Origin of the sequence: Burkholderia sp. IT-111MI5, from assembly GCF_949752865.1 — a bacterium.
Taxonomy (GTDB): Bacteria; Pseudomonadota; Gammaproteobacteria; order Burkholderiales; family Burkholderiaceae; genus Burkholderia; species Burkholderia pyrrocinia_C.
This window is the reverse complement of record NZ_CATKIF010000011.1, coordinates 391,435-415,425: the sequence shown is the minus strand read 5'-3', so window position 1 is coordinate 415,425 and position 23,991 is coordinate 391,435. Positions and strand designations below refer to the sequence as shown.

Here is a 23,991-nt window from a genome sequence, read left to right as displayed (position 1 = left end):
CCGCTGCGACCCGCGAACGGCTGCGGCAACGTCAGCGTACGTCGTGCCGGTGGCGGTTTCGCTCATCGCGCCGCGCTCAGATCTGCTCCATCCCGAAGCGCGCGAGCGCACCCAGATCGACGACCTCGATCTGGTTGTACGCGAGCCGCAGCGCGCCGAGCTTCTCGAGCTGCTGCAGCGCCTGGTTGATCCGCTGCCGCGACACGCCGACGAGCATCCCCAGTTCCTCCTGCGAGATCGACAGCGACGGGCCGGTGTCCGGGTACAGGGCTGGGTTGAAAAGCTGCGCGAGCGACTGCGCGACGCGCGCGTCGACGTCGAGCAGCCGGCTGTTCTGGATCGACGCGATGAATTCGCCCATCCGGTTGTTCAACTGGTGGATCACGAAGCGCGTGAACGGCAGGCTCGTGTCGAGCAGCGCATGGAACGTGTCGACCGGCACGAACAGCACGGTCGAGCGCTGGATCGCGACGACCTCGTACTTGCGCAGCTCGCGCTTGATCACGCTGCCTTCGCCGAACCAGCCGCCCGACGGCACGCCCGAAAACGTGCAGCCGCGCCCCGACGCGTTGAAGATCGCCAGCTTCAGCAGCCCGCGATGCACGCCGATCCAGTATTCGGACGGCGCGAGCCGGTGCGCGATCACGTCGCCGGCCTCGCACTGCTCGACGTGCGACTGCGCGAGCACCAGCGCCTGGTGCTCGGGTGCGAGCGTGCGGAACCACGCGCACTGGCCGAACAGCGTCGACAGCGCCGGCAGCGGGCCCGGTTCGGGAAGCGCGTCGGCCGGGAGGGCGGCCGCGTCGGGCGGCGCAACGTGGTGGTCGTGCATGGGTGCGGGTTTGCGAGGTTAGGGATAACGCGCAGCGCTCGAAAGGCACTCTGTCGTTTCGATGACAGACGGCTCACAATAACGCCCGTTAGGCTGTCGGCAATTGAACCACATCAAAACGATCCGGGGTGCATGCACCCCGGTCGACAGAACACGGGAGACAGGATCATGACGCAGATGTTCGAGGCCGGGCTCGGCCGCCGCGATGCCAATTACGTACCGCTCACCCCGATCGACTTCCTGGTCCGGACGGCGGAAGTCTATGGCGAGCGCCTCGCGATCGTGCACGGCGACGTGCGGCGCACGTGGGGCGAGACCTACACGCGCGCGAAGCAGCTGGCGAGCGCGCTCGCGCGGGCCGGCGTCGAGCGCGGCGACACCGTCGCCGCGATGCTGCCGAACATCCCCGCGATGGTCGAGGCGCACTTCGGCGTGCCGATGGCCGGCGCGGTGCTCAACACGATCAACACGCGGCTCGACGTGCCGTCGGTGCTGTTCATGCTGCGTCACGGCGAGGCGAAGGTGCTGATCGTCGATACCGAATACGCGGAGTTCGCGCATCGTGCTGCGCTCGAGGTGCCGGGCCTGAAGATCGTCAGCGTCGCCGATGCGATGCCGGCCGATCCCGACCGGTTCGCGGGCGCGACCGACTACGAAGCGTTCATCGCCGGCGGCGATGCCGACTACGCATGGACGCCGCCCGCCGACGAATGGGATGCGATCGCGCTGAACTACACGTCCGGCACGACCGGCGACCCGAAGGGCGTGGTCTACCACCATCGCGGCGCGTATCTGGCGGCGATCAGCAACATCCTCGAATGGGACATGCCGAAGCACGCGGTGTATCTGTGGACGCTGCCGATGTTCCATTGCAACGGCTGGTGCTTCCCGTGGGCCGTCGCGGCGCGCGCGGGCGTGAACGTGTGCCTGCGCAGGTTCGACGCGAAGACGGTATTCGACCTGATTCGCCGCGAACGCATCACGCACTATTGCGGCGCGCCGATCGTGCAGAGCGCGATCGCGAACGCGCCGGCCGAATTCCGCGAAGGGATCGACCACACGGTGCACGCGATGGTCGCGGGCGCGGCGCCCGCGCCGGCGGTGATCGCGAAGATGAAGGAGATCGGTTTCGACCTGCTGCACGTGTACGGGCTGACCGAGGTCTACGGCCCCGCGACCGTGTGCGCGAAGCAGGCGCACTGGGAAGCGCTGCCGGATGAAGAGCGCGCGCGGCTCAATGCGCGCCAGGGCGTGCGCTACCACCTCGAAGCGGGCGCGACGGTGCTCGATCCCGACACGATGGCGCCGGTGCCGGCCGACGGCGAGACGCTCGGCGAGATCATGTTCCGCGGCAACATCTGCATGAAGGGCTACCTGAAGAACCCGCACGCGACCGACGAGGCGTTCCACGGCGGCTGGTTCCATACCGGCGATCTGGGCGTGCTGACACCGGACGGCTATATCCGCATCAAGGATCGCCGCAAGGACATCATCATCTCGGGCGGCGAGAACATCTCGAGCATCGAGGTCGAGGACGCGCTGTACCGGCATCCGGCCGTCGCGGTTGCGGCCGTCGTCGCGATGCCCGACCCGAAATGGGGCGAGGTGCCGTGCGCGTTCGTCGAGTTGCGCGAAGGCGCGCGCGCGACCGAGGAGGAGATCGTCGCGCACTGCCGGCAACTGCTCGCGGGCTTCAAGGTGCCGAAGGTCGTGCGCTTCGGCGAGCTGCCGAAAACGTCGACCGGCAAGATCCAGAAGTTCCAGCTGCGCAATGCGGTCGGGTCGGACAAGGCGATCGACCTGGCGGGCGACAAGAAGTAGACGGCGGGCGGCCCTCGGCCACCGGCCACCGGCCGCCGCTGGTCGACGCTCATGCGTCGCGCTCGAGCCGGAACACGCTGACGGCTTCGGACAGTTGCGCGGCCTGGTCGCGCAGTGCGACGGCCGCGCGCTCGGCGTCCGAGATCAGCGTCGCGTTCTGCTGCGTGGCTTCCCCGATCTGCGTGACGGCCTGGTTCACCTGCTCGATGCCGGTCGATTGCTCTCGCGACGCGGCGCTGATCTCGCCGATCAGCGTGCGGACCTGATCGACGCGCGCGACGATGTCGCGCATCGTGCCGCGCGCCGCGTCCGCGATTCGGTACCCCTGTTCGACGGTCGTCGACGATTCGGCGCTCAGCGCGTCGATTTCCTTGACCGCGGCCGCGCTGCGCTGCGCGAGCGCGCGCACTTCGGCCGCGACCACCGCGAAGCCCTTGCCGTGCTCGCCCGCGCGCGCGGCTTCGACGGCAGCGTTCAGCGCCAGGATGTTGGTCTGGAACGCGATGCCTTCGATCGCGCCCGTGATTTCGGCGATCCGGCGCGTTGCGCGGCCGATTTCGTCCATCGTCGCGACCACGCGCTGCACCGCCGCGTCGCCGTCGGTCGCGGCGGTCGATGCGTTCGCGACCAGCGCATTCGCTTGCGCCGCGTGCTCGGCGTTCTGCTGCACGGCGGCCGTGATCTGCTCCATGCTGGCCGCCGTCTGTTCGACGCTGCTCGCCTGCGTCGCGATCCGCGCGGCGATGTCGCCGCTGCCGGCCGCGATGCCGACCATGCCGCGCGCGATGTCGGCCGAGCCGCTGCGCACCTGCGCGACGATCCGCGCCAGGCCGTCGCCGATCCCGTCGACCGCCTGCACGAGCCGGCCGATCTCGTCGTTGCGCGTGGCGCCGCGTGTCGCCTCGCCGTCGCGAATCCGCACGCTGAGGTCGCCCGCCGCGTAGCGTTCGGACGCGCGTGCCGCCGCATCGAGCGGCCGGCTCACGACGCGCTTCACGACCACGACGAACAGCGCCGCGAACGCCGCGACGAGCACGCCGGCGATCATCAGGAAGCGGTCGCGGAGGGTGCGCATGCCGGCCAGCAGTTCGTCGTCGATTGCGATGCCGCCGACCAGCCACTGCCACTGCGGAATCGTCGTGAACGACACGAACTTCGCGGTCGGCTGGCTGTCGTGCGCGGCCGGGTCGGCCGACGTATACGCGAGCCGGCCGTGGCCGGCCGCGAGCATCTGCGTGTACGGCGCGCGCGCGTCGTCGGCGCGTTGGCCGGCTGCGTCGGGATGGACGACGAAGGTGCCGCGCGATGCACCCGGCGACGCGTCGAGCACGAAATAGTAGCCGTTCTCGCCGACCTTCAACGCACGGATGCCGTCCTGGACGACTTGCAACTCCGCGCCGACGTCGAGACCGACGAACAGCGCGCCGATCACGCGGCCGGTTGCATCGGTGACCGGCTTGTACTGCGTGATGTACTGCCGGCCGAACAGTTTGGCGAGGCCCGTGTAGCTGCGCCCGGCGACGAGCGGCGCGTACGCGGGGCTCGCGCGATCGAGGCGCGTGCCGACCGCGCGTGCCCCGTCCTGTTTCTTCAGCGACGTCGTGATGCGCACGAAATCGTCGCCGTCGCGCGCGAAGATCGTCGCGATCGCGCCGCTTTTCTTCAGGAACTGGTCGGGAATCGAGTAGTCGAGGTCGAGCGGCTGGCCGCCCGCGGACAGCGTGGGCGCGGCGACGCCGCCGATGTCGACGGTGCGCGCCGGGTCGAGCGAGAAATCGGCCGGCAGGAAACTCGCGAACAGCGACATCGAGCGACTGGCTTCGGCCGACAGTGCCTTGTCGAACATCTCGACCATCGCACGGATCGACTGCTCCTTGTCGGCGATTCGCGCGTGCGCCTCGTCCGCGAGTTGCTGGCTGGCGAAATGGGCGAGCGCCCACGCGAAAACGGTGAACAGCAGTGCAACGAGCGCGCACGCCAGCGCGGCAAGACGCGCGCCGACGCTCACCCGGCCCAATTGGGTCAATCTCATACGGCATCCTGAGTGGGGAGGGAGAGGGGCGGAACGCACGCGTCACCGCACACCGTAAGGAATACGGCAGCTTCGGCGAATTCTTTAGCGGTGCGGAGCCGGTGGCGGCGCGAGCAGGCGCCAGCGACGGAGGAAAGGTCGCGTCAGTACCGTCAGTACCGTTATTACGTCACGAGCCACGCGACGGCCAGGTAACGGCCGACCTTCGCGAGCGTGACGATCGCGACAAAGGTCGGCAGCGGCTCGCGCAGCACGCCGGCGATCATCGTCAGCGGATCGCCGATCACCGGCGCCCAGCTCAGCAGCAGCGACCAGCGGCCGTAGCGCGCATACCAGCGCTCGGCGCGCGCGAGCGCGGATGGCTTGACCGGAAACCAGCGGCGATCGCGGAAGTGCTCGATGCCGCGCCCGAGCGCCCAGTTGATCACGGAGCCGGCGACGTTGCCGATGCTCGCGACGAGCACCAGCGCCCACACGGGTTCGCGCCCGGCGAGCAGCAGGCCGGCGAGCACGGCTTCGGACTGGAGCGGCAACAGGGTCGCGGCGACCATCGACACGGCGAACAGGCCGCCGTAAGTGAGCAATTCGGACATCGCGCGATTGTACCGGCCGTATGCCGGCCGCTCGGGTCATCCTGTCAACGGCTCAACGGCTCAACGGCTCAACGGCTCAACGGCTCAACGGCTCAACGGCTCAACGGCTCAACGGCTCAACGGCTCACTGGGTCAGCGGTTCACTAGGGCAGGAGGCATCGGCGGTCCCGAACAGTAGATGCGAGATCACCAACTTGCCGACGGGTTCGTCGTTGAGCGCGCCCGCGAGCTGCGGCGGCGGAAAAACCGTATCGGGTTTCAGCAGCCGCGGCCGTTCGAGGTTGCGCTGCTCGCTCAGTTCCAGCCGACCATGATCGCGCCCATCCCGACGAGCAGCCCGCCCGTCACGCGGTTCATCGCGCGCATCCGCGCCGGCCGTTGCAACGCGCGGCTCAGCCGGTGCGAGAACAGTGCCATCGACGCGACGCCGCCCGCGAACAGCAGCGCGAACGTCGCGGAGAGCAGCAGGTATTGAAGGTTCAGGCTCCAGTCGGCATTCGGGCTGATGAACTGTGGAAAGAACGACGGAAAGAACAGCAGTGTCTTCGGATTCAGGCCCGACGTCGCGACGCCGCGCCAGAACAGCGCGCGTCCGGTGTCGGCGTCCTGCGGGACGATCGCGGCTCCGGCTCCGGCTCCGGCCGCGGCCGCGGCATCGGCATCGGCATCGGCTTCCGTCAAAGCCGCGGGCGCGTTGACCGGCGAGCGGCCGAGCCATTGCTTGGCACCGAGCCACACGAGATACGCGGCGCCGGCCCAGCGCAGCACGGTGAGCGCGTGTTCGTCGATATGAACCAGCGAATTCAGGCACAGCGCGGTCAGCGCGAGTTGCAGCAGCACGGCGAGCGTGCCGCCCCACACGCACGGCAGCGCGCGGCGCCAGCCGGCGCGCAGCGCCTGGTTCATCGTGAGCAGGTTGACGGGGCCGGGCGCGTAGATGAGAACGACGGAAGCAGCGAGGAACGACAGATAAAGCCTGAACGACATGACGGGAAGTGCGAGAACGGGGATGCAGGCACGGGCTCCGCACGCGGTCGGATAGGCGTGCGGGCGGCGGGGAATCGCATGCCTGCTTGTCCGGCACCGCAACTCGTGATTGCGGCCGTGCGTCCCGGTGCGAAGGGGTTGTCGCGGGGAGCGTGCCGGGCAACAGGCATGGAGAAAATGTATCAAGCGGGCCGGTTAAAAGGCTTCCTGTTTTCCAGTAAAACGGGCCTGAAACCGGAATCCTGTTCAGATAGAATGACGATTTTCAGTAGAAGATTCTTCTCGTCATGGCTACCCGCGAACGCACGCCTAAAACGCTCGACAATCAGGACCGCAAGATCCTTGGTGCATTGCAGAAAAATGCACGGCTGTCGAACGCCGAACTGGCCGAACAGATCGGCATGTCGACGACCGCGTGCTGGAACCGCACGCGGCAGCTCGAAGTCGACGGCTACATCGACGGTTACGTCGCGCTGGTCAACCAGCGCATGCTCGGCTATGCGGACATCGTGATCCTCGAAGTCACGCTCGATCGCCACGAAGACGACGCGCTCGCGCGTTTCGGCTCGGAACTGGCGGCGCTGCCGGAAGTGCTCGAGGCGTATCTGGTGTCGGGTGAATACGACTACTGGATCAAGGTCGCCGTGGACGGCACGGCCGGCTACGAGCGGTTCCTGCGCGAAAAGCTGTACAAGATTTCGAGCATCCGTCACAGCCGCTCGATGTTCGCGTTGCGCTGCATGAAGGATGTGCCTTCGATCCAGGTGTGAGGGGGCGGAGAAGGAGGCGCGGCCGTCGTTGAAACGACGGCGCATGCAACTGCGCGATGGCGCGGAGAAATCCGGCGATCGGCCGCCAGGGAAGGCGTTCGGCGTGGAGCCGCGCGCGGGCAGACAAAACGGATGAATCTTCCGTCCGCAACGATCAGGCGCAATCGCGCGCCGACCGGATAACGGTAGCCCGTCCGGGCAACCGGCAGACAAAACCGCGCCGATACCGATCGGCACCGGACCTCAAAGCGATCTCGACGAGCTTCCGACGCGGGGAGCGCATTCGGCCGGAACAAGCCCGGCCTGTTTCCACACGACCTGCGCGGTATTCCGATGCCGGACGCAGCGGCCTTGCGGCGCGCGTCCCGGCAAGCGGATCAGGCAGGTTGTCGTGCCGCCGGCTCGCGGCCGGTCGTTCCGCTTAGCGCGGAAGGCGCGCGTGTGCTTCGGCGATGACTTCGCAGTTCTCGAGGTGGAGCTGCCAGGCTTCTGCAAGCAGCTCGCCAACACGTGCGAGCCAGCCAGTGGATTGGGTGGAACGATCGGAGACATTAGACGTTTGCATGACGAAGCCCCATATAGGTGGCGAGTTAGGGATAACCCTAATCATAGCGAAACGTCGCCGCTTTGTGAAATGCGATTTCGTTATATGAGAATTACTGACAATTTGTGTTGCTGCTTCGCAACATGAATTGGGGCGGTCCGTCCGGTCGCGGATAGGCGCGACGAGGCCGCGGCAAGCACGGCCTTGCAAGGAGAAAGAGAGGGGAATCGAGCGAAGGGGTGGAAGGCAGCGGCGACGCGCCGATTACCGGCCGATCCACCCGAACCGCCACGACAGCCGCCGCGTCGCGGCGAGCAACGTCTGCGCGAGGTCGCTGTCCGGCCCGCGCGGGAAGCCGCGCGACGAGCCGATGATCGCGATCACGAGCCGGATGCTGCCGGTGTGGTCGAACACGGGTGCGGCGACCGTCGCGATGCCCGGCACCGGCGCGTCGAACGCGAAATCGAGCGCGTCCGCGCGGATCGCCGCGAGCCGCGCGCGGAATGCGTCGTCGGCCTGCGCGGGGCCGCTGCCGGCGAGGCGTACGGGCTCGTCGGCGAGCAGGTCGGCCAGCACGTCGTCGGACATGCCGGCCGCGAAGATCCGCCCGATCGCCGTATTGACGAGCGACATCACGGTGCCGACCTGCAGGCTCACGTGCTGCGGCCGCGCCGATTCCTCGAGGCGGATCACGGTCGGGCCGAGCGGCCCGAGCGTCGCGGCGGCCACGCTCATGTCGGTCGCGGCGGCCAGCGCGACGATCTCGGCTTCCGCGTCGCGCGTCGGCGACACGCGCTGCATCGCGATCAGGCCGAGCGCCTGCCCGAGCGGGCCGCCGTCGAAGCAGCCGGCGTCGTCGCGGCTCAGCAGGCCGATCTTCTGCAGGCTGACGAGATGCGGAAACGCCTTTGCCGCCGGCATGCCGGCTGCCGCCGCGAGATCGCGCAGCGGCAGCGCACGGCCCGCCGATACCAGCGCGAGCAGCAGCTCGCCGGTGCTGTCGAGCGCGTTGATTCCGCGCTGCGCTTTCGCGTCGTCGGCCAGCGCGGGCGGCACGCGCGGTGCGCCCGCCGAGGGGGCGGGCGGCGGTTCCGAAACTGCCGCGCCGAGCGACGCGGTGGCCTGCCGTGCCGCATCGCGCAACGCGGTCGCGATCGGGCCATCCCAGCCGACATCGATCGACCCGCTCGAACCGATCACCGTCAACGCGAGCTGCAGGCGCCCGTGCGTGTCGAATACCGGCACGCACATCGCGCTGACGCCGGGGCTCGGCCGGTCGACGCTGCGTTCGATGCCGCGCGCGCGGATCGTGTCGAGTTCGGCCAGTTGCGCTCCGGCATCCTGCGCGGGTTGCGTGCCTTCGGCACCCGCGAGCGTGTCGCCCGCGCCGGCCTGGCTGGCCGCCATCGCGTCGAGTTGCGCGGGATCGCCGAACGCGCGGAACACGCGGCCCGTCGCCGTCGTATCGAGCGACATCACCGAGCCGACGTGCAGGTTCACGTGCAGCGGATAGCCGCCGTGCTCGATGCGCACGATCGTCGGGCCGAGCACGCCCGGCACCGACAGCGCGACGCTCAAGCCCACCGCTTCCGCGAGCCGCGCCGCGTGCGGCAGCGCCGCACGGTAGGCCGGCTGGCGCTCGATCGACATCAGCCCCAGCCGCAACGACAACGGGCCCGGCTCGTAGTTGCCGGTGATCGCGTCGCGCTTCACGAGCGCGAGCCGCGTCAGGCTGACGAGATAGGTGTGCGCCTGCGCGGTCGACAGGTCGGCTGCCGCGGCCAGCTCCGACAGGCCGAGCGGCTTGCGCCGGCGCGCGAGCGCGTCGAGCAGCCGGCCGCCGACCTCGACACTCTGGATCCCGCGCTGCGCCTTGGGCGGCGCATCGTCCGCGCTGACTTCGTGGTTCTGCACGCGATGAATCTTCCGTTGACGAAACCCCGCATGGTATCCGACGCCATTTATCGCGCCAGCCCGCAGGTTTACCCGTATTAGACAATAGCAAGCGACTTTGTCATTGACAAATAATCGATGCGGGAAGATGATCCGTTCACACCCCTCAACACATGGCTCGCAGCCACGGAACGCAACATGGCCAAAGCATTCGCCTCCCAAGCCGATCTGGAAGAGAAGAAAGTCACCTGGACGAAGCTGTCCGAGAACGCGTACGCGTACACCGCCGAGGGCGACCCGAACTCGGGCGTGATCATCGGCGACGACAGCGTGCTGATCGTCGACACGACCGCGACGCCCGCGATGGCGCAGGACCTGATCGCGAAGATCCGCAGCGTGACCGACAAGCCGATCAAGCACGTGGTGCTGTCGCATTACCACGCGGTGCGCGTGCTCGGTGCGTCCGCGTATTTCGACGAAGGCGCGCAGCACGTGATCGCGAGCCGCGGCACGTACGAGATGATCGTCGAGCGCGGCGAGGCCGACATGAAGTCGGAGATCGAGCGTTTCCCGCGCCTGTTCGCCGGCGTCGAGACGGTGCCCGGCCTGACCTGGCCGACGCTCGTGTTCGAGCGCGAGATCACGCTGTTCCTCGGCAAGCTCGAAGTGAAGATCATGCATGTCGGCTCGGGCCACACGAAGGGCGACACGATCGTCTGGCTGCCGTCGCAGAAGGTGCTGTTCTCGGGCGACCTCGTCGAATACGACGCCGCGTGCTACTGCGGCGACGCGCAGCTCGAACAGTGGCCGGCCACGCTCGAGGCGCTGCGCGCGCTCGGCGCCGAGAAGCTCGTGCCGGGCCGCGGCCCCGCGCTGCTGAATCCGGCCGACGTGAACAAGGGCCTCGACTACACGCAGGATTTCGTCACGACGCTGCTCGCGCAGGGCCGCAAGGCCGTGGAACGCAATCTCGACCTGAAGGCGTCGATGGCGCTCACGCGCGAAGCGATGGATCCGAAGTTCGGCCACGTGTTCATCTACGAGCACTGTTTGCCGTTCGACGTGTCGCGCGCGTTCGACGAGGCGAGCGGCATCAAGCATCCGCGCATCTGGACTGCGCAGCGCGACAAGGAAATGTGGGCCGCGCTGCAGGACTGAGCGGCGCACGGCGGCGGGGCGTTCGTCTGAACGCGTCGCCGTTTCCCTGAGGGCTGCGGGTTCCGCTGCGGCGTTGCGCCGTGGTTCCGGCAGCCATATCCGGTCTCACAAGAAAGCAGGGCGCATGCACGCCCTCGGAGACTGCTGCGCGCTCGAATCGCGCGGCCCGTTTGGAGAGAGACATGCCCCAATCGCTTCCCGCCGAAGCGACGCTCGCGCCCGCGAGCGCTTCGGTATCCTCATCGACGTCCGAATCCGGCGACGCGCTGCTGTTCCGCAAGATCGCGTGGCGGATCATCCCGTTCCTGTTCCTCTGCTACGTCGTGTCGTTCCTCGACCGCATCAACATCGGCTTCGCGCAGTTGCAGATGAAGCACGATCTCGGCTTCAGCGATGCGATGTACGGCCTCGGCGCCGCGGTGTTCTACGTCGGCTACGTGTTCTGCGAAGTGCCGAGCAACCTGCTGCTCGCGCGTTTCGGCGCGCGCCGCACGTTCACGCGGATCATGCTGCTGTGGGGCATCGCGTCGACGGGGATGATGTTCGTGTCGCAGCCGTCGCATTTCTACGTGCTGCGCTTCCTGCTCGGCGTGTTCGAAGCCGGTTTCTTCCCCGGCATCGTGCTGTACCTGACTTATTGGTTCCCCGCGAACCGGCGCGCGGCGGCGATCTCGGTGTTCTTCGCGGGCGTCGCGGTGGCCGGCGTGCTCGGCGGCCTGATGTCGGGCTGGATCATGCGCGACATGAGCGGCGTGCTCGGGCTGCACGGCTAGCAATGGATGTTCGCGATCGAGGGTGCACCGGCGATCCTGCTCGCGTTCGCCGCGTTCTCGTTCCTCGTCGACCGGCCGCGGGACGCCGCCTGGCTCACGGCCGATGAAAAGGCGCGCGTCGCCGCGCTGTGCGCGGACGGCCGCGGGCACGGCGGCGCGCACGACGGGCGCAGCCTCGCGGCCGCGCTCGCGAACCCGCGCGTGTACCTGTTCGCGTTCATCTATTTCTCGCTGACCTGCGCGTCGCTGACGCTCAACTTCTGGATGCCGCTGATGATTCGCGACTTCGGCGTGACCGACGTCGTTGCCGTGAGCCTCTACACGGTCGTGCCGAATGCGGTCGGTGCGGTCGGGCTGATCCTGATCGCGCGCCGCTCGGACCGCACCGGCGAGCGCCGCAAGCACTTCGCGTGCTGCACCATCGGCGGCGGGCTCGCGCTCGCGGCGCTGACGCTACACCTGCACAGCTTCGCGGCGATGCTCGCGTGCCTGTCGATCGCGGCGACGCTGATCTTCGCCGCGCTGCCGATCTTCTGGGCCGTGCCGACCCGCTACCTGTCGGGCAGCGCGGCCGCGGCCGGGATCGCGCTGATCAGCAGCATCGGGATCACGAGCGGCATCGTCAGCCCGTGGGTGATCGGGATCATTCGCACGCGCACGGGCAGCATGGATCTCGCCGTGTACCTGCTGGCCGCGCTGCTGGTCGCCAGCGGCGTCGCGCTGATGCTCGGCGTGAAGGGCGAAGCCGCGCTCGTACGAGCGGAAGCGCAACATTGATCGCGAGGTCGGGCAATCGCGCTGCTGGTGTTGTCGCCGTCCGGTTCGACGCGGGTGGCCCGTACCGCTTCGATTACGCCCGATACACCTCGATCCGGTTGCGGCCGCGATCCTTCGCGAGATAGAGCGCCTTGTCGGCGCGCGACAGCGACTGGTACGCGCCGACATCCGACTCGCGCATCGCGTCGATGCCGATGCTGACGGTCAACTCGACCTGCTGATCCTCATGCATGAGCCGCGCCAGCATCGCGCGTTGCTGCAGGCGCCGCGCAAACGCGATCGCCGTATCGAGGTCCGATCCCGGCAGCACGATCGCGAATTCCTCGCCGCCGATCCGGCCGACGATGCCGTCCGTCCCGGTTTCCGCGAGCAGCAGCCGCGCGAAATGGCGGAGCGCGCGGTCGCCGAGCGGATGGCCCCAGCGATCGTTCAGCGCCTTGAAGTGGTCGAGATCGAGCATCAGCACCGCGGCGGCCCGGCCGGTCGCGCGCACGCCGCGCAGCGCGGCTTCGCTTTGCCGCATGAACGCGTGGCGGTTCGACAGTTGCGTCAGGTGATCGGTCGTCGCCATCCGCTGCAGTTCGGCCTCGATGCGCTTGCGCTCGGTCGCATCGGTGATGACGCCGTGCCACACGGTGCCGCCGTCGGCCATGCGTTGCGGGCGCGCATCGCCTTCGCGCCAACGCAGGCCCTGGCCGGGCAGCAGCACGCGATATTCGAGGCGCCACGGCGTCAGTCGCGCGGAAGACTCATGCAGCGATTGCCGATACGCGATCAGGTCGGCCGGATGGATCCGCGTCTCGACCGCTTCCGCGTTGCGGGCGATCTGCTCGGGCGTGAGTTCGTAGATATCGCTGATACCCGCGCTCGCATAGGTAAAGGTGCGGCGCCCGCCGGCCGCCTGCCGTAGCTGGAACACGAGCCCGGGAACCTGGTCGGTGAGATCCGTGACGAGCGCGGCCGAGTCGCGCAGCCGCGCGGCAAGCTCGCGCAGCGCCGTGATGTCGGTGGTCGTGCCGACCATGCGCAGCGCGCGGCCGTTGCCGTCGCGGCTGATCACCTTGCCGCGGCTGCGGATCCATTTGTACGTGCCGTCCTTGCAGCGGATGCGGTGCTCGACCTCGTAGCTGTCGGTCCGGCCCTCGAAGTGCGCGAGCATGGCCGCCTTCACGTCGTCGGCATCGTCCGGATGCAGCCGTTCGTACGCATCCTCGATCCGGCAGCTCAGCTCGTGCGGCGCGTAGCCGAGCATCGCCTTCCAGGTCGGCGAGTAATGGATCTCGCCGGTTTCCACGTTGCGATCCCACACGCCGGTGCCGCTTTCGGTCAGCGCGAGCGTCGTCAGCGTGCTGTGCTCCTCGACGATGCCGAGCCGTTCGCGCAACGCGGCTTCCGCGATGGCGCGAGCGAACGCGCGTTCCGCGAGCGACGCGAGATCGTGCAGGAATGCGCGCCGGGTGGCGTCGAGTGCCAGGCCGGTGTAGCTGGCGAGGCACAGCGCGCCGAGCGTGGTGCCGTCGGGCGCGGCCAGTTCGCAGGCTGCGACGACCTGCGGCGTGTGAAACGGGCCGTTGCCCACGTCGGGCACGACGAGCCGTCTGCCGGCAGGCGAATCTCGCTCGACGCCTGGCGGGAAGGTATCCGGCGGAAGCGTTGCGGGGAGCGTCCCATCGGACGCCAGCAAGCATTGCGCGCCGGCTTGGGCGCGCGCGACGAACGCGCCGGCCGTGCCGAAATGCGCGCGTGCCACGCGGCATACGGTTTCGAGTTCGGGGAGTGCCGGAAGATCCGGCGAACGGTCGGCCGAGATGCGCGGGGAAACAGGCGGGGAGACGGGCATGCTGCCGGTCTCGGTGGTGCACATACGAAGCCGCATGGTCGAATTCCGCAACGGTCGATTGCCCGGATGATCGGACGGATTGCGCCCGATATGGCGCTGCTTCGGAGACTGCAGCGGTAGAGCTTACTGTTGCGAAAAGTACATGGCAAGCGCGCGGGAATCGGCGCTCGACGACGCCTATTTGCGCCGCCGGGGAAAGAATCCCCGGCGGCATCGCGGCGCGCCGGCGCCGGGCTTTTCGTCAGACGAACGATCGCATCAACCCGCGTGCGGAAATGCGTCGCCGAACATCATCGGATCGGGGAGAAGCGGAAACAGGAATCAGCGCGCCGCCGCATAGCGCGGCGCCGGCGTATCGGTCGACAGGTGCGGTGCCATCGTCTGGCGCGCGGCCTCGTACGCATCCCATTCTTCGCCCGCGTGCAGCGACGGAATCGTCACGAGTTCGCCGCGATCGAAGCCGACCAGCGCCGCGTCGACCATGTCGGACGCCGACATCACGATTTCCTTCGGCAGGTGCTCGATCGGCAGGCCGCCCGTCTGCCAGAAATCGGTGGCCGTCGCGCCGGGCAGCACGGCCTGCACCTGCACGCCCTTGTCGGCGAGCTCATGGTGCAGCGACTGGCTGAACGCGAGCACGAACGCCTTGCTGCCGCCGTACACGCCGTTCAGCGTTTCCGGCGAGATCGCGACGATCGACGAAATGTTGATTACCGCGCCGCGGCCGCGGGCGACGAAGCCGGGCACGGCCGCATAGGTGAGGCGCGTGAGCGCGGTCACGTTCAGGTCGATCATCCGCGTCATCGCGTCGACGTCGCTGTCGAGCAGCGGGGCGTGCGTGCCGACACCCGCGTTGTTCACGAGCAGCGTGATGCTCGCGTCCTGCTTCAGCTTCGTTTCGACGGCGGCGAGCGCCGCGCGGTCGTTGAGGTCCGCGTCGACGATCTCGACGCTGCGCCGCGTGTCGTTCGTGATGCGCTCGGCGAGGGCGGCCAGCCGGTCGCGGTTGCGCGCAACCAGGATCAGGTCGTAGCCGCGGCGCGCGAGCCGGTCCGCGTAGATCGCGCCGATGCCCGACGACGCGCCGGTAATGAGGGCGGTACCGCGATGTGCTTGAGTCATGATGTCGCTCCGTTTTCGATGAAGTGGCCGAATGGCGTGAATGCATTCTGGCTTCGAATCGCTGCGACACAAATGACGTAGATGGGTATGATTCAGGACATCGGGCCAAACGCACGCCCGGACTGGAGAGCACGCATGCACCGAATCGGCTTTCTGATCAGCGACGGTTTTCAGATCATGGCGCTTGCCGCGCAGTCGGTGTTTGAGTACGCGAACATGGGCGCGGGCGAGCCGTTCTACGTGATGGACAACTATTCGGTCGACGGCGGCGACGTGCGCTCGTCGCTGGGGCTGTCGGTCGCCACGCGCGCGCTGCGCGGGCGGCTCGACGTCGATACGTGGATCGTCGCGGGCGTCAACGATCCGCTCGCTTCGCCGGCGCCGGCCGGCGTGGTCGCATTCCTGCGCCACATGAACGCGCGGGCGCGGCGGATCGCCGGCATCTGCACGGGCGCATTCGTGCTGGCCGAGGCGGGGCTGCTCGCGCAACGCCGCGCGACGACGCACTGGGCGTTCGGCCGCGACATGCAGCGGCACTACCCGGAGATTCGCGTCGAGGAAGACCGGATCTATATCGTCGACGGGCCGATCTGGACGTCGGCCGGGATGACGGCCGGCCTCGACCTCGCGCTCGCGATGGTGGAAAAGGATCTCGGCGCCGATGCCGCGCGCTCGGTCGCGCACAAGCTCGTGATGCACCAGCGTCGGGCCGGCGGCCAGTCGCAGCATTCGGAAATGCTCGATCTTGCGCCGAAATCAGACCGGATCCAGAACGCGCTGAACTACGCGCGGCAGAACCTCGGCCGCGCGCTGACCGTCGAGGATCTGGCCGATGCCGTCCACCTGAGCCCGCGGCAGTTCAGCCGCGTGTTTACGCTCGAAACGGGGCAGTCGCCCGCGAAGGCGATCGAGCGGCTGCGGCTCGAAGCCGCAAGGCTGATGATCGAACAGAGCCGGCATCCGCTCGATGTGATCGCGAAGGAGAACGGGTTTCGCGACCGCCGGCACATGCGCGAGGCGTTCGTGCGCGGGTTTGGCGTGCCGCCGCAGGCGATGCGGCGCGATGCGCGGGCGGACGAGCGGGAAACAGGCTGACGCGTGGGCGCGAGCCGTTCGTCGCGGGCCGGAAAAATGGCGCAGAATCCCGTCGATATTCTTCGCGAGGAGACACGATGTACGCCGCCCCGTTCAGCATTGCGATTCCCGATCACGCGCTTGATGACCTGCGCCGGCGCCTGCGCGACATGCGCGCACCGATGCTGACACCCGCCGGGCCGTGGCAGCAGGGTGTCGACGGCGCGTGGCTGCGCGAACTGACCGCGTACTGGGCCGAACGCTTCGACTGGCGTGCGGTGGAGCGTGCGCTGAACCGGCTGCCGCAGTTCGTCGCAGACGCAGGCGGGCAGCGCGTGCATTTCATCCATCGACGCGGCGTCGGGCCGAGGCCTTATCCGCTCGTCGTCACGCACGGCTGGCCGGGCTCCGTATTCGAATTCGATGCGCTGATCGATCGCCTCTGCGACCCGGCGGCGTTCGGCGGCGATCCGGACGATGCGTTCGACGTCGTCGTACCGTCACTGCCGGGCTTCCTGTTCTCGCCGGCGCCCGCGGCACCCGGCATGTCGGCATTTCAGGTCGCCGACCGCTGGGCGGCGTTGATGTCCGGTCTCGGATATCGCCGCTTCGGCGCGCAAGGCGGTGATCTCGGCGCAGGCGTGTCGATTGCGCTCGGCGCGCAACATGCCGACGTGGTGGACGGCATCCATCTGAACTACCTGCCCGGCAGCTACGAGCCTCCGACCGACGCGGCTTCGCCGCTGACCGAGGACGAACAGGCCTTCGTGACGCAGCGCGGCGAATGGGCCGCGCTGGAAGGCGGATACGCGCATATGCATATGACGAAGCCGCAGACGCTGGCCGTCGCGCTCAACGATTCGCCGGCCGGGCTGGCCGCATGGATCGCCGAGAAATTCCGCTCGTGGAGCGATTGCGACGGCGACGTCGCACGGCGGTTCTCGCACGACACGCTGCTGACCGGAATCTCGCTCTACTGGTTCACCGGCTGCATCGGCTCGTCAATGCAGATGTATTGGGAAAACCGGTTGCAGCCAATGCGCTTCGCGGCCGGGCAACGCGTGGCGGTGCCCGTCGCGTTTGCGCGTTTTCCGAAGGAAATCAGCCACCCGCCGCGCAGCTGGCTCGAACGGGTGTTCGACGTCGTGCAGTGGACCGACATGCCGAGCGGCGGCCATTTTGCTGCGATGGAAGAGCCGGATCTGCTGGCCAACGATATTCGGCGATTTTTCCGGCGTTTTCGGTAATGCGCGGGTAGGCCGGGGAAGCCGGCGAAGTGCGCAGGCGGCCATCCGCGCATAGCGAGAGCCGGCACCATGCGGATCGTGACGCGACGATGCCGCCTGTCTTACCGTGTGACGAACGCCACCGCGTCGTCCGGCGCCGTCCGCGCATGCTTGCGCTGGCGCAGCAGCGCGACGCGGCAATTCTCGCGCGCGGTTTCGCGGCCGTCGTCGTCGAGCAGCACGAGATCGCCGCGCATCACGTTGAGCGTGATCACATCCTCGCCCGGCGCGCCGAGCGTTTCCGGCGTGTGCACCGAGCCGGCCGGTTCGAGCACCGTCGAGCCGGCGTGCGCGACCCAGTCGTATTCCAGGTAGCGCCACGCACCCTGCAGCGTATGGACGAACACCTCGCCGTCGTGGCGATGGCGCGGCAGCGTGCCGCCGGCCGGCATCTTCAGCAGCGCGGTCAGCGTGTCCTCGGCCGCATTGATGTGCAGATACTTGATCGCCAGCCCCGGCAGGTCGGCGCTCATCGGCAGCCACTGCAGCGCGTCGCCGGGCAGGCACGAGATCGGCGGCAGGTCGGTGGAGAGCGGGGCGGGCGGCTGCGTCATGGCGGGAGGCGGAGCGGAAATGGGGAGCCCGCATTATCGCAGAGCCGGATCGCGCGGCTGAACGGTGGCGGTTCACGTGCGGCGCACGGCGCTGAACGCGATGCCCGCGACGCCGTTCCCGCGCGGTCCGGCGCGGGGCGGACCGTCGCGCAGGCTACGCTTTCACGTCGTGCGCGGCTTCCAGACACGACTGGAACAGCAGCGCGGCCCGCGACGGCCGCGGCGAGCGCCGCAGCAGGCTCACGAACCGGCACCGGTAGTTGAACCGATGCGGCGCGATCGGCTGCATCAGCCCCTTGTTTTCGAAGCTTTCCGCGTAATGGTCGGGCAGGAAGCCGAGATAACGGCCGGACAGGATCAGCGTCGCGATCGACTCCTGGTCCGACGCGGTCGCGCTGCGCGTGAGCTTCGCACGATGGCTCAGTTCCATGTTCGGCGAATGGAAGCCGAGCCCCGCGAACGCATGGTTGCGGATCGTCGTCCACGTGAGCTTGCCGTGCGGCGCATCGTAGAGCGGATGCTGGCGGCCGCAGTACAGCAGCATCCGTTCGTCGAACAGCTCCGAATACACGAGGCTGCCAGAGTTGCGGTGCGCGGGAATGATCCCGACCTGGTAGCTGTCGTCGATGATCCCGCGCTCGACCTCGTTGATCGATGCCACATGCAGGTTCAGCGCGACGTCGGGCGCCTCGTCCGCGAACCGGCGGATCGCGTCGCCGAGCCGCGCGTTCGGGTTGGTGGCCGTCTTGTCGAACACCGCGACGTGCAGTTCTCCGCCCATCCTGTCGTGAATACCGTCTATCCTGCTGCGAAAGGCCTCCATCGACGCGAGCAGCCGCAGCGTCTCCTCGTACACGGTCTGCCCCTCGGGCGTCAGCGTGAAGCCCGCACGGCCGCGCCGGCACAGCACGAGGCCGACGCGCGTTTCGAGATCCTTCACGTGCCGGCTGATCGTCGAGATGCCGATATTCAGTTCCAGTTCGGCCGCCGCCATCCCGCCGCACTGCACGACGCCCTTGAAGACCCGCAGCAGGCGGAGATCCATGTCGCTGAGCTGCCCGAGCAGCGCGCGGCTCTTCGGTTTCTTTGCTTGCATAGTTGCGCAAGTGAACATTGATATTGCGATATTGAAGAGACTAATTGGCCTCCCGACAATGCGCAATATCATCACAAGAAGGAGGGGCGCGCCGCGCCGACCGACATGACCGACATCACCACCGCCGCGCAGCAGGACGACACGACTATCCGCACCGACGCCGCCTGGCTCGACGCGCACTGGATGCCGTTCACCGCCAACCGCCAGTTCAAGGCCGATCCGCGCATGATCGTGTCGGGCCAGGGCGCGTATTACACGGACGCCGAAGGCCGCAAGATCTTCGACGGCCTGTCGGGCCTCTGGTGCACGGGCCTCGGTCACGGCCGCACGGAAATCGTCGAAGCCGTGAGCCGCCAGGTCGCGCAGCTCGACTACGCGCCGGCGTTCCAGTTCGGCCATCCGAAGTCGTTCGAGCTCGCCAACAAGATCAAGGACCTGACGCCGGCCGGCCTCGACTACGTGTTCTTCACGGGTTCGGGCTCGGAAGCGGCCGACACGTCGCTGAAGCTGGCCCGCGCGTACTGGCGCGCGAAGGGCAAGGGCACGAAGACGCGCCTGATCGGCCGCGAGAAGGGCTACCACGGCGTGAACTTCGGCGGTATCTCGGTCGGCGGGATCGGGCCGAACCGCAAGCTGTTCGGCCAGGGCCTCGACGCCGATTTCCTGCCGCACACGCAACTCGCCGAGAACAAGTTCTCGCGCGGGATGCCCGAACACGGCGCGGAGCTGGCCGACCGCCTGCTCGATCTGATCGCACTGCACGACGCATCGAACATCGCGGCCGTGATCGTCGAGCCGTTCTCCGGTTCGGCAGGCGTGGTCGTGCCGCCGAAGGGCTATCTGAAGCGGTTGCGCGACATCTGTACCGCGCACGACATCCTGCTGATTTTCGATGAGGTCATCACGGGCTTCGGCCGTGCCGGCGCGATGACGGGCGCCGACGCGTTCGGCGTGACGCCGGACATCCTGAACTTCGCGAAGCAGGTGACGAACGGCGTGCAGCCGCTCGGCGGCGTGATCGCGACGAAGGAAATCTACGACACGTTCATGGCGGCAGGCGGCCCCGAGTACATGCTCGAATTCCCGCACGGCTACACGTATTCGGCGCATCCGGTCGCATGCGCGGCCGGCGTCGCGGCGCTGGATCTGCTCGTGAAGGAAGACGCGGTAGCCCGCGTGCGCGATCTCGCGCCGCATTTCGAGGCGGCCGTGCACGGGCTGAAGGGCCAGCGCCACATCGCGGACATCCGCAACTACGGCCTCGCGGCCGGCCTGACGATCGCGGCGCTGCCGGGCGAACCGGCGCGGCGCCCGTACGAGATCGCGATGCGCTGCTGGGCGAAGGGCTTCTACGTGCGCTACGGCGGCGACACGATCCAGCTCGCGCCGCCGTTCATCTCGGAAAAGCGCGAGATCGACAACCTGGTCAATGCGCTGTCCGACGCGCTGAACGAAGTGGACTGAGCCGCGGCCCGCCCCCAAGCGACAACCGAATTCACGAAAGAGCCAGACAGATGAAACACGACAGCAATGTGACCTCCACCGTCGGCCACCTGATCGACGGCAAGCGCGTCGACGGCGGCAGCCGCGTCCAGCCGGTGTTCGACCCGGCCACCGGCGAATCGGACAAGAGCGTCGCGCTCGCCGACAAGCTGACCGTCGAAGCCGCGATCGCGTCCGCGCAGGCTGCGTTCCCGGCGTGGCGCAACACGCCGCCGCTGAAGCGCGCCCGCGTGATGAGCCGCTTCAAGACGCTGCTCGAGGAGCACGCCGACGAGCTGTGCGCGCTGATCACGGCCGAGCACGGCAAGGTGCTCGCCGATGCGATGGGCGAACTGCAGCGCGGGATCGAGAACGTCGAATACGCGAGCTACGTGCCCGAGCTGCTGAAGGGCGAGCACAGCAAGAACGTCGGCCCCGCGATCGATTCGTGGAGCGAGTTCCAGGCGCTCGGCGTGGCGGCCGGCATCACGCCGTTCAACTTCCCGGTGATGGTGCCGCTGTGGATGTGGCCGATGGCCGTCGCGTGCGGCAACACGTTCGTGCTGAAGCCGTCCGAGCGCACGCCGTCGTCGACGCTGCGCATGGCCGAGCTCGCGCTCGAGGCCGGCCTGCCGCCGGGCGTGCTGAACGTCGTGAACGGCGACAAGGAAGCGGTCGACACGATCCTGACCGATCCGCGCGTGAAGGCCGTGAGCTTCGTCGGCTCGACGCCGATCGCCGAATACATCTACTCGACCGGCTGTGCGCACGGCAAGCGCGTGCAGGCGCTCGGCGGCGCGAAGAACTTCGCGGTCGTGATGCCCGACGCGGACATCGGCAACGCGGTGAACGCGTTGATGGGCGCTGCGTACGGCTCGTGCGGCGAGCGCTGCATGGCGATCCCGCTGGTCGTCGCGATCGGCGACGACACGGGCGACCAGGTCGTCGCGGGCCTGAAGGCCGAAATCGACAAGATGAAGGTCGGCCCGGGCAACGGCGCGGGCATCGATATGGGCCCGCTCGTCACGCAGCAGCATTTCGACAAGGTGACGGGCTTCGTCGAAGCGGGCGTGGCAGCCGGCGCGACGCTGGTCGTCGACGGCCGCGGCGTGAAGGTCGACGGCCACGACGGCGGCTACTACCTCGGCCCGTGCCTGTTCGACAACGTGAAGCCCGGCATGCCGATCTACCAGCACGAGATCTTCGGGCCGGTGCTCGGCGTGATCCGCCTGAAGTCGCTCGACGAGGCGATGGCGCTGATCGACGCGCACGAATACGGCAACGGCACGTGCCTGTTCACGCGCGACGGCGAGGCCGCGCGCTACTTCAGCGACAACATCCAGATCGGCATGGTCGGCATCAACGTGCCGCTGCCGGTGCCCGTCGCGTACCACTCGTTCGGCGGCTGGAAGCGTTCGCTGTTCGGCGACCTGCACGCTTATGGCCCGGACGCCGTGCGGTTCTACACGAAGCGCAAGACGATCACGCAACGCTGGCCGTCGGCCGGCGTGCGCGAAGGGACGGTGTTCAGCTTCCCGTCGAACCGCTGACGCGCATTTCGGCTGCATGCGTCGCCGGCCTGTCGGCTGGCGATGCGATGTGGCCGCGTGAAAGATGCGAAGGCCCGCCCCCGATTGACCACGATCCGGGCGGGCTTTTTTACGTCCGCGCCGATTGCGCGGACAACGGCGCAACAACGCTTACGGCGCGACCACGTGCCACATGTCCTTGAAGTTGTCGCCGTTGCGGTCGCCCTGTTTCATGTCCTTCGAGAAGAAGTACAGCGGCTTGCCCTTGTACGCCCATTGCGGGCTGCCGTCGTCGCGCTTGACGATCGTGTAGGGCCCGACCGGAACGTCGGTCGCGCTGGCCTTGTACGGCGGCCAGAAGGTTTCGCACTGGCCCGTGCATGCGCTGGTGCCGGCGTTGGGCTTGTCCTTGTCGAAGGTATAGACGGTCATCCCGTTCGCGGCGACGAGCGCGCCGTTTTCGACTTTCGTGATCGAGCCTTGGGCCGAGGCCGTGGCGGACGCGATGGCGAGCAGGGCGGAGCTGACGAGCAGCGCGGCTTTCATGAATGCCTCCTGTAATCCGGTGGGCGGCCGCGATCGTGCGCACGGGCGAGCGGACGCGACGATCACGATGAATGGTGCCGGAGCGCTGTACCGTTGCCGCCGGTGCGAGCGACTCAGGGCCGGATGGCAGCGAACGGGGCGCTTCATTCACGATAGGCGGTTTTTGGCAGGGCTGCGAGAAAGTCGGGGCCCGTATTGGCGGCGCGTAGGCGTCGCGCAACGGCGCTGCGAGTGCCGTCGCAACCCGGTATTCGGGATCCGTCCCCGAGCCTGCGCGGCGCATGCGCCGATACGTCAGCGCCGTGCGCGATTGGTCAGCGCGACGCCCGCGATCACGAGCGCGCCGCCGGCCAGCATCGATGGCGACAGCGGTTCGGCGAGCAGCGCGACCGACAGCAGCACGCCGAACACCGGCACCAGGTTGGTGAACACGGCCGCGCGGGCCGGCCCGAGTTCGCGGATGCCCTGCGAATACCAGACGAACGCGACCACGGTGCCGATCGCGCCGAGATAGATCATCGACACGACGGCCTGCCACGTCAGCGGCGTGCCGCCGCTCGCGCCCGGGCCGAACAGATGCGCGACGACCAGCAGCGCGAGGCCCCACAGCGTCGCGTAGGTCGTCGCCGCGAGCGGCGACAGCCCGTCGAGCGCGCGCCGGCCGATCACCGTGTAGGTGGCCCAGCTCAGCACCGCGCACAGCATGTAACGTTCGCCGGCGCCGAACGTATTGCCGAGATCGGTCAGCACGCGCAGCAATTCGCCGCGGCTGATCACGATCAGCGCGCCGAACAGCGAGACGGCGATGCCGGCCCAGCGCGACAGCGACAGGCGTTCCCGCACGACGACCGACAACAGCACGGCGGTCGCGACCGGATTCAGCGCGACGAACAGCGCGGTGCGGCCGGCCGGCATCCGCGCGAGCGCCGCAAAAAAGCACACGTTGTACAGGAAGATGCCGGTCGCGCCGAGCGCGAAGGTCGTCACGATCTGGCGGCCGCTCAGCGTCGGCAGACCGCCTTCGAATTTCCACGTCAGCGCGACCAGCAGCAACGCGGCGATCGCGAAGCGGCCGGTGGCCGCGGAAGTCGCGGACATCGTCGCGGCCAGGATCCGGCCCGCGATGAACGTGCCGCCCCAGAACAGCGCGACGAGCGTGAGCTTCACGTAGATGGCCGCATTCGGCCGGGTGGCGACGATGCCGGCGGGTGGGGCGGGAGCGTTCATGTGTCGGGGCATCTCGAAGGGGGCGAGGCAATGCGTGCACGACCGCGCGCGGCCG

Annotated in this window: 18 protein-coding genes and 1 pseudogene; 8 read left to right on the top strand and 11 right to left on the bottom strand. The window is 68.1% G+C overall.

Going from position 1 to position 23,991, the window contains the following annotated elements; all coding sequences use genetic code 11:
• Positions 1-76: 76 nt before the first annotated feature.
• Positions 77-832, bottom strand: a complete 756-nt coding sequence (locus ACM6JT_RS10115; RefSeq protein WP_034179621.1) for a Crp/Fnr family transcriptional regulator — start codon at positions 830-832, stop codon at positions 77-79.
• Positions 833-1,000: 168 nt separating this feature from the next.
• On the opposite strand from ACM6JT_RS10115, the gene ACM6JT_RS10110 reads away from it, so the two are divergent.
• Complete coding sequence (locus ACM6JT_RS10110; protein ID WP_105389954.1) at positions 1,001-2,653, top strand: acyl-CoA synthetase; 1,653 nt, start codon at positions 1,001-1,003, stop codon at positions 2,651-2,653.
• A gap of 49 nt (positions 2,654-2,702) precedes the next feature.
• Here the strand turns inward: ACM6JT_RS10110 and ACM6JT_RS10105 are convergent, their stop codons facing one another.
• The 3 genes from ACM6JT_RS10105 to ACM6JT_RS10095 all read right to left on the bottom strand — a co-directional run bounded on the left by ACM6JT_RS10105 (position 2,703) and on the right by ACM6JT_RS10095 (position 6,265).
• Positions 2,703-4,685: a Cache 3/Cache 2 fusion domain-containing protein gene (locus tag ACM6JT_RS10105; RefSeq protein ID WP_414856399.1), complete on the bottom strand. Its 1,983-nt coding sequence runs from the start codon at positions 4,683-4,685 to the stop codon at positions 2,703-2,705.
• Positions 4,686-4,849: 164 nt separating this feature from the next.
• A complete protein-coding gene (locus ACM6JT_RS10100) occupies positions 4,850-5,278 on the bottom strand; it encodes a YqaA family protein (RefSeq protein ID WP_034179618.1) in 429 nt (142 codons plus the stop codon).
• Between the two features lie 294 nt (positions 5,279-5,572).
• Positions 5,573-6,265, bottom strand: a complete 693-nt coding sequence (locus ACM6JT_RS10095) for a LysE family translocator (protein ID WP_414856398.1) — start codon at positions 6,263-6,265, stop codon at positions 5,573-5,575.
• Positions 6,266-6,552: 287 nt separating this feature from the next.
• On the opposite strand from ACM6JT_RS10095, the gene ACM6JT_RS10090 reads away from it, so the two are divergent.
• Entirely contained in the window at positions 6,553-7,035 is a 483-nt protein-coding gene (locus ACM6JT_RS10090; RefSeq protein ID WP_034179616.1) for an Lrp/AsnC family transcriptional regulator, read from the top strand.
• A gap of 808 nt (positions 7,036-7,843) precedes the next feature.
• On the opposite strand, the gene ACM6JT_RS10085 is transcribed toward ACM6JT_RS10090, so the two are convergent.
• The gene (locus ACM6JT_RS10085) at positions 7,844-9,493 is read right to left on the bottom strand and encodes an IclR family transcriptional regulator (RefSeq protein WP_414856397.1); all 1,650 of its coding nucleotides are present in this window, start codon (positions 9,491-9,493) and stop codon (positions 7,844-7,846) included.
• A gap of 177 nt (positions 9,494-9,670) precedes the next feature.
• On the opposite strand from ACM6JT_RS10085, the gene ACM6JT_RS10080 reads away from it, so the two are divergent.
• A complete protein-coding gene (locus tag ACM6JT_RS10080) occupies positions 9,671-10,630 on the top strand; it encodes an MBL fold metallo-hydrolase (RefSeq protein ID WP_414856396.1) in 960 nt (319 codons plus the stop codon).
• Positions 10,631-10,812: 182 nt separating this feature from the next.
• Positions 10,813-12,180: pseudogene (locus tag ACM6JT_RS10075) on the top strand (MFS transporter).
• A 73-nt stretch (positions 12,181-12,253) separates the two neighbouring features.
• On the opposite strand, the gene ACM6JT_RS10070 reads toward ACM6JT_RS10075, so the two are convergent.
• The gene (locus tag ACM6JT_RS10070) at positions 12,254-14,020 is read right to left on the bottom strand and encodes a diguanylate cyclase (RefSeq protein ID WP_414856395.1); all 1,767 of its coding nucleotides are present in this window, start codon (positions 14,018-14,020) and stop codon (positions 12,254-12,256) included.
• A 321-nt stretch (positions 14,021-14,341) separates the two neighbouring features.
• A complete protein-coding gene (locus ACM6JT_RS10065; protein ID WP_105389960.1) occupies positions 14,342-15,142 on the bottom strand; it encodes an SDR family NAD(P)-dependent oxidoreductase in 801 nt (266 codons plus the stop codon).
• A 135-nt stretch (positions 15,143-15,277) separates the two neighbouring features.
• Here ACM6JT_RS10065 and ACM6JT_RS10060 point away from each other — a divergent pair, with 135 nt between their 5' ends.
• Together ACM6JT_RS10060 and ACM6JT_RS10055 are read left to right on the top strand one after the other, a co-directional pair.
• A complete protein-coding gene (locus ACM6JT_RS10060) occupies positions 15,278-16,237 on the top strand; it encodes a GlxA family transcriptional regulator (protein WP_414856394.1) in 960 nt (319 codons plus the stop codon).
• 77 nt (positions 16,238-16,314) lie between these two features.
• Positions 16,315-17,463, top strand: coding sequence for an epoxide hydrolase family protein (locus ACM6JT_RS10055; protein ID WP_414856393.1), 1,149 nt, complete (start codon positions 16,315-16,317; stop codon positions 17,461-17,463).
• Between the two features lie 101 nt (positions 17,464-17,564).
• On the opposite strand, the gene ACM6JT_RS10050 is transcribed toward ACM6JT_RS10055, so the two are convergent.
• Positions 17,565-18,056 carry a 2,4'-dihydroxyacetophenone dioxygenase family protein gene (locus tag ACM6JT_RS10050; RefSeq protein WP_414856392.1) on the bottom strand — a complete coding sequence of 164 codons (492 nt, stop codon included), beginning with the start codon at positions 18,054-18,056 and terminating at the stop codon, positions 17,565-17,567.
• 154 nt (positions 18,057-18,210) lie between these two features.
• Positions 18,211-19,152 carry a LysR family transcriptional regulator gene (locus tag ACM6JT_RS10045; protein ID WP_034179608.1) on the bottom strand — a complete coding sequence of 314 codons (942 nt, stop codon included), beginning with the start codon at positions 19,150-19,152 and terminating at the stop codon, positions 18,211-18,213.
• Between the two features lie 105 nt (positions 19,153-19,257).
• Between ACM6JT_RS10045 and ACM6JT_RS10040 the strand changes: the two genes are divergently transcribed.
• Entirely contained in the window at positions 19,258-20,616 is a 1,359-nt protein-coding gene (locus ACM6JT_RS10040; protein WP_034179607.1) for an aspartate aminotransferase family protein, read from the top strand.
• Positions 20,617-20,666: 50 nt separating this feature from the next.
• Entirely contained in the window at positions 20,667-22,184 is a 1,518-nt protein-coding gene (locus ACM6JT_RS10035) for a CoA-acylating methylmalonate-semialdehyde dehydrogenase (RefSeq protein ID WP_414856391.1), read from the top strand.
• A gap of 150 nt (positions 22,185-22,334) precedes the next feature.
• On the opposite strand, the gene ACM6JT_RS10030 is transcribed toward ACM6JT_RS10035, so the two are convergent.
• Both ACM6JT_RS10030 and ACM6JT_RS10025 read right to left on the bottom strand, forming a co-directional pair.
• Positions 22,335-22,709 (bottom strand): hypothetical protein, encoded by a 375-nt coding sequence (locus ACM6JT_RS10030; RefSeq protein ID WP_034179605.1) that lies wholly within the window; start codon positions 22,707-22,709, stop codon positions 22,335-22,337.
• Between the two features lie 294 nt (positions 22,710-23,003).
• The gene (locus tag ACM6JT_RS10025) at positions 23,004-23,936 is read right to left on the bottom strand and encodes a DMT family transporter (protein WP_414856390.1); all 933 of its coding nucleotides are present in this window, start codon (positions 23,934-23,936) and stop codon (positions 23,004-23,006) included.
• Between the last annotated feature and the right edge of the window lie 55 nt (positions 23,937-23,991).

Excerpts from the sequence above, each read along its gene's own strand:
- ACM6JT_RS10115 (WP_034179621.1), bottom strand. The coding sequence starts at position 832 with ATGCACGACCACCACGTTGCGCCGCCCGACGCGGCCGCCCTCCCGGCC.
- ACM6JT_RS10110 (WP_105389954.1), top strand. The coding sequence starts at position 1,001 with ATGACGCAGATGTTCGAGGCCGGGCTCGGCCGCCGCGATGCCAATTAC.
- ACM6JT_RS10105 (WP_414856399.1), bottom strand. The coding sequence starts at position 4,685 with ATGAGATTGACCCAATTGGGCCGGGTGAGCGTCGGCGCGCGTCTTGCC.
- ACM6JT_RS10100 (WP_034179618.1), bottom strand. The coding sequence starts at position 5,278 with ATGTCCGAATTGCTCACTTACGGCGGCCTGTTCGCCGTGTCGATGGTC.
- ACM6JT_RS10095 (WP_414856398.1), bottom strand. The coding sequence starts at position 6,265 with ATGTCGTTCAGGCTTTATCTGTCGTTCCTCGCTGCTTCCGTCGTTCTC.
- ACM6JT_RS10090 (WP_034179616.1), top strand. The coding sequence starts at position 6,553 with ATGGCTACCCGCGAACGCACGCCTAAAACGCTCGACAATCAGGACCGC.
- ACM6JT_RS10080 (WP_414856396.1), top strand. The coding sequence starts at position 9,671 with ATGGCCAAAGCATTCGCCTCCCAAGCCGATCTGGAAGAGAAGAAAGTC.
- ACM6JT_RS10070 (WP_414856395.1), bottom strand. The coding sequence starts at position 14,020 with ATGCCCGTCTCCCCGCCTGTTTCCCCGCGCATCTCGGCCGACCGTTCG.
- ACM6JT_RS10065 (WP_105389960.1), bottom strand. The coding sequence starts at position 15,142 with ATGACTCAAGCACATCGCGGTACCGCCCTCATTACCGGCGCGTCGTCG.
- ACM6JT_RS10060 (WP_414856394.1), top strand. The coding sequence starts at position 15,278 with ATGCACCGAATCGGCTTTCTGATCAGCGACGGTTTTCAGATCATGGCG.
- ACM6JT_RS10055 (WP_414856393.1), top strand. The coding sequence starts at position 16,315 with ATGTACGCCGCCCCGTTCAGCATTGCGATTCCCGATCACGCGCTTGAT.
- ACM6JT_RS10050 (WP_414856392.1), bottom strand. The coding sequence starts at position 18,056 with ATGACGCAGCCGCCCGCCCCGCTCTCCACCGACCTGCCGCCGATCTCG.
- ACM6JT_RS10045 (WP_034179608.1), bottom strand. The coding sequence starts at position 19,152 with ATGCAAGCAAAGAAACCGAAGAGCCGCGCGCTGCTCGGGCAGCTCAGC.
- ACM6JT_RS10040 (WP_034179607.1), top strand. The coding sequence starts at position 19,258 with ATGACCGACATCACCACCGCCGCGCAGCAGGACGACACGACTATCCGC.
- ACM6JT_RS10035 (WP_414856391.1), top strand. The coding sequence starts at position 20,667 with ATGAAACACGACAGCAATGTGACCTCCACCGTCGGCCACCTGATCGAC.
- ACM6JT_RS10030 (WP_034179605.1), bottom strand. The coding sequence starts at position 22,709 with ATGAAAGCCGCGCTGCTCGTCAGCTCCGCCCTGCTCGCCATCGCGTCC.
- ACM6JT_RS10025 (WP_414856390.1), bottom strand. The coding sequence starts at position 23,936 with ATGAACGCTCCCGCCCCACCCGCCGGCATCGTCGCCACCCGGCCGAAT.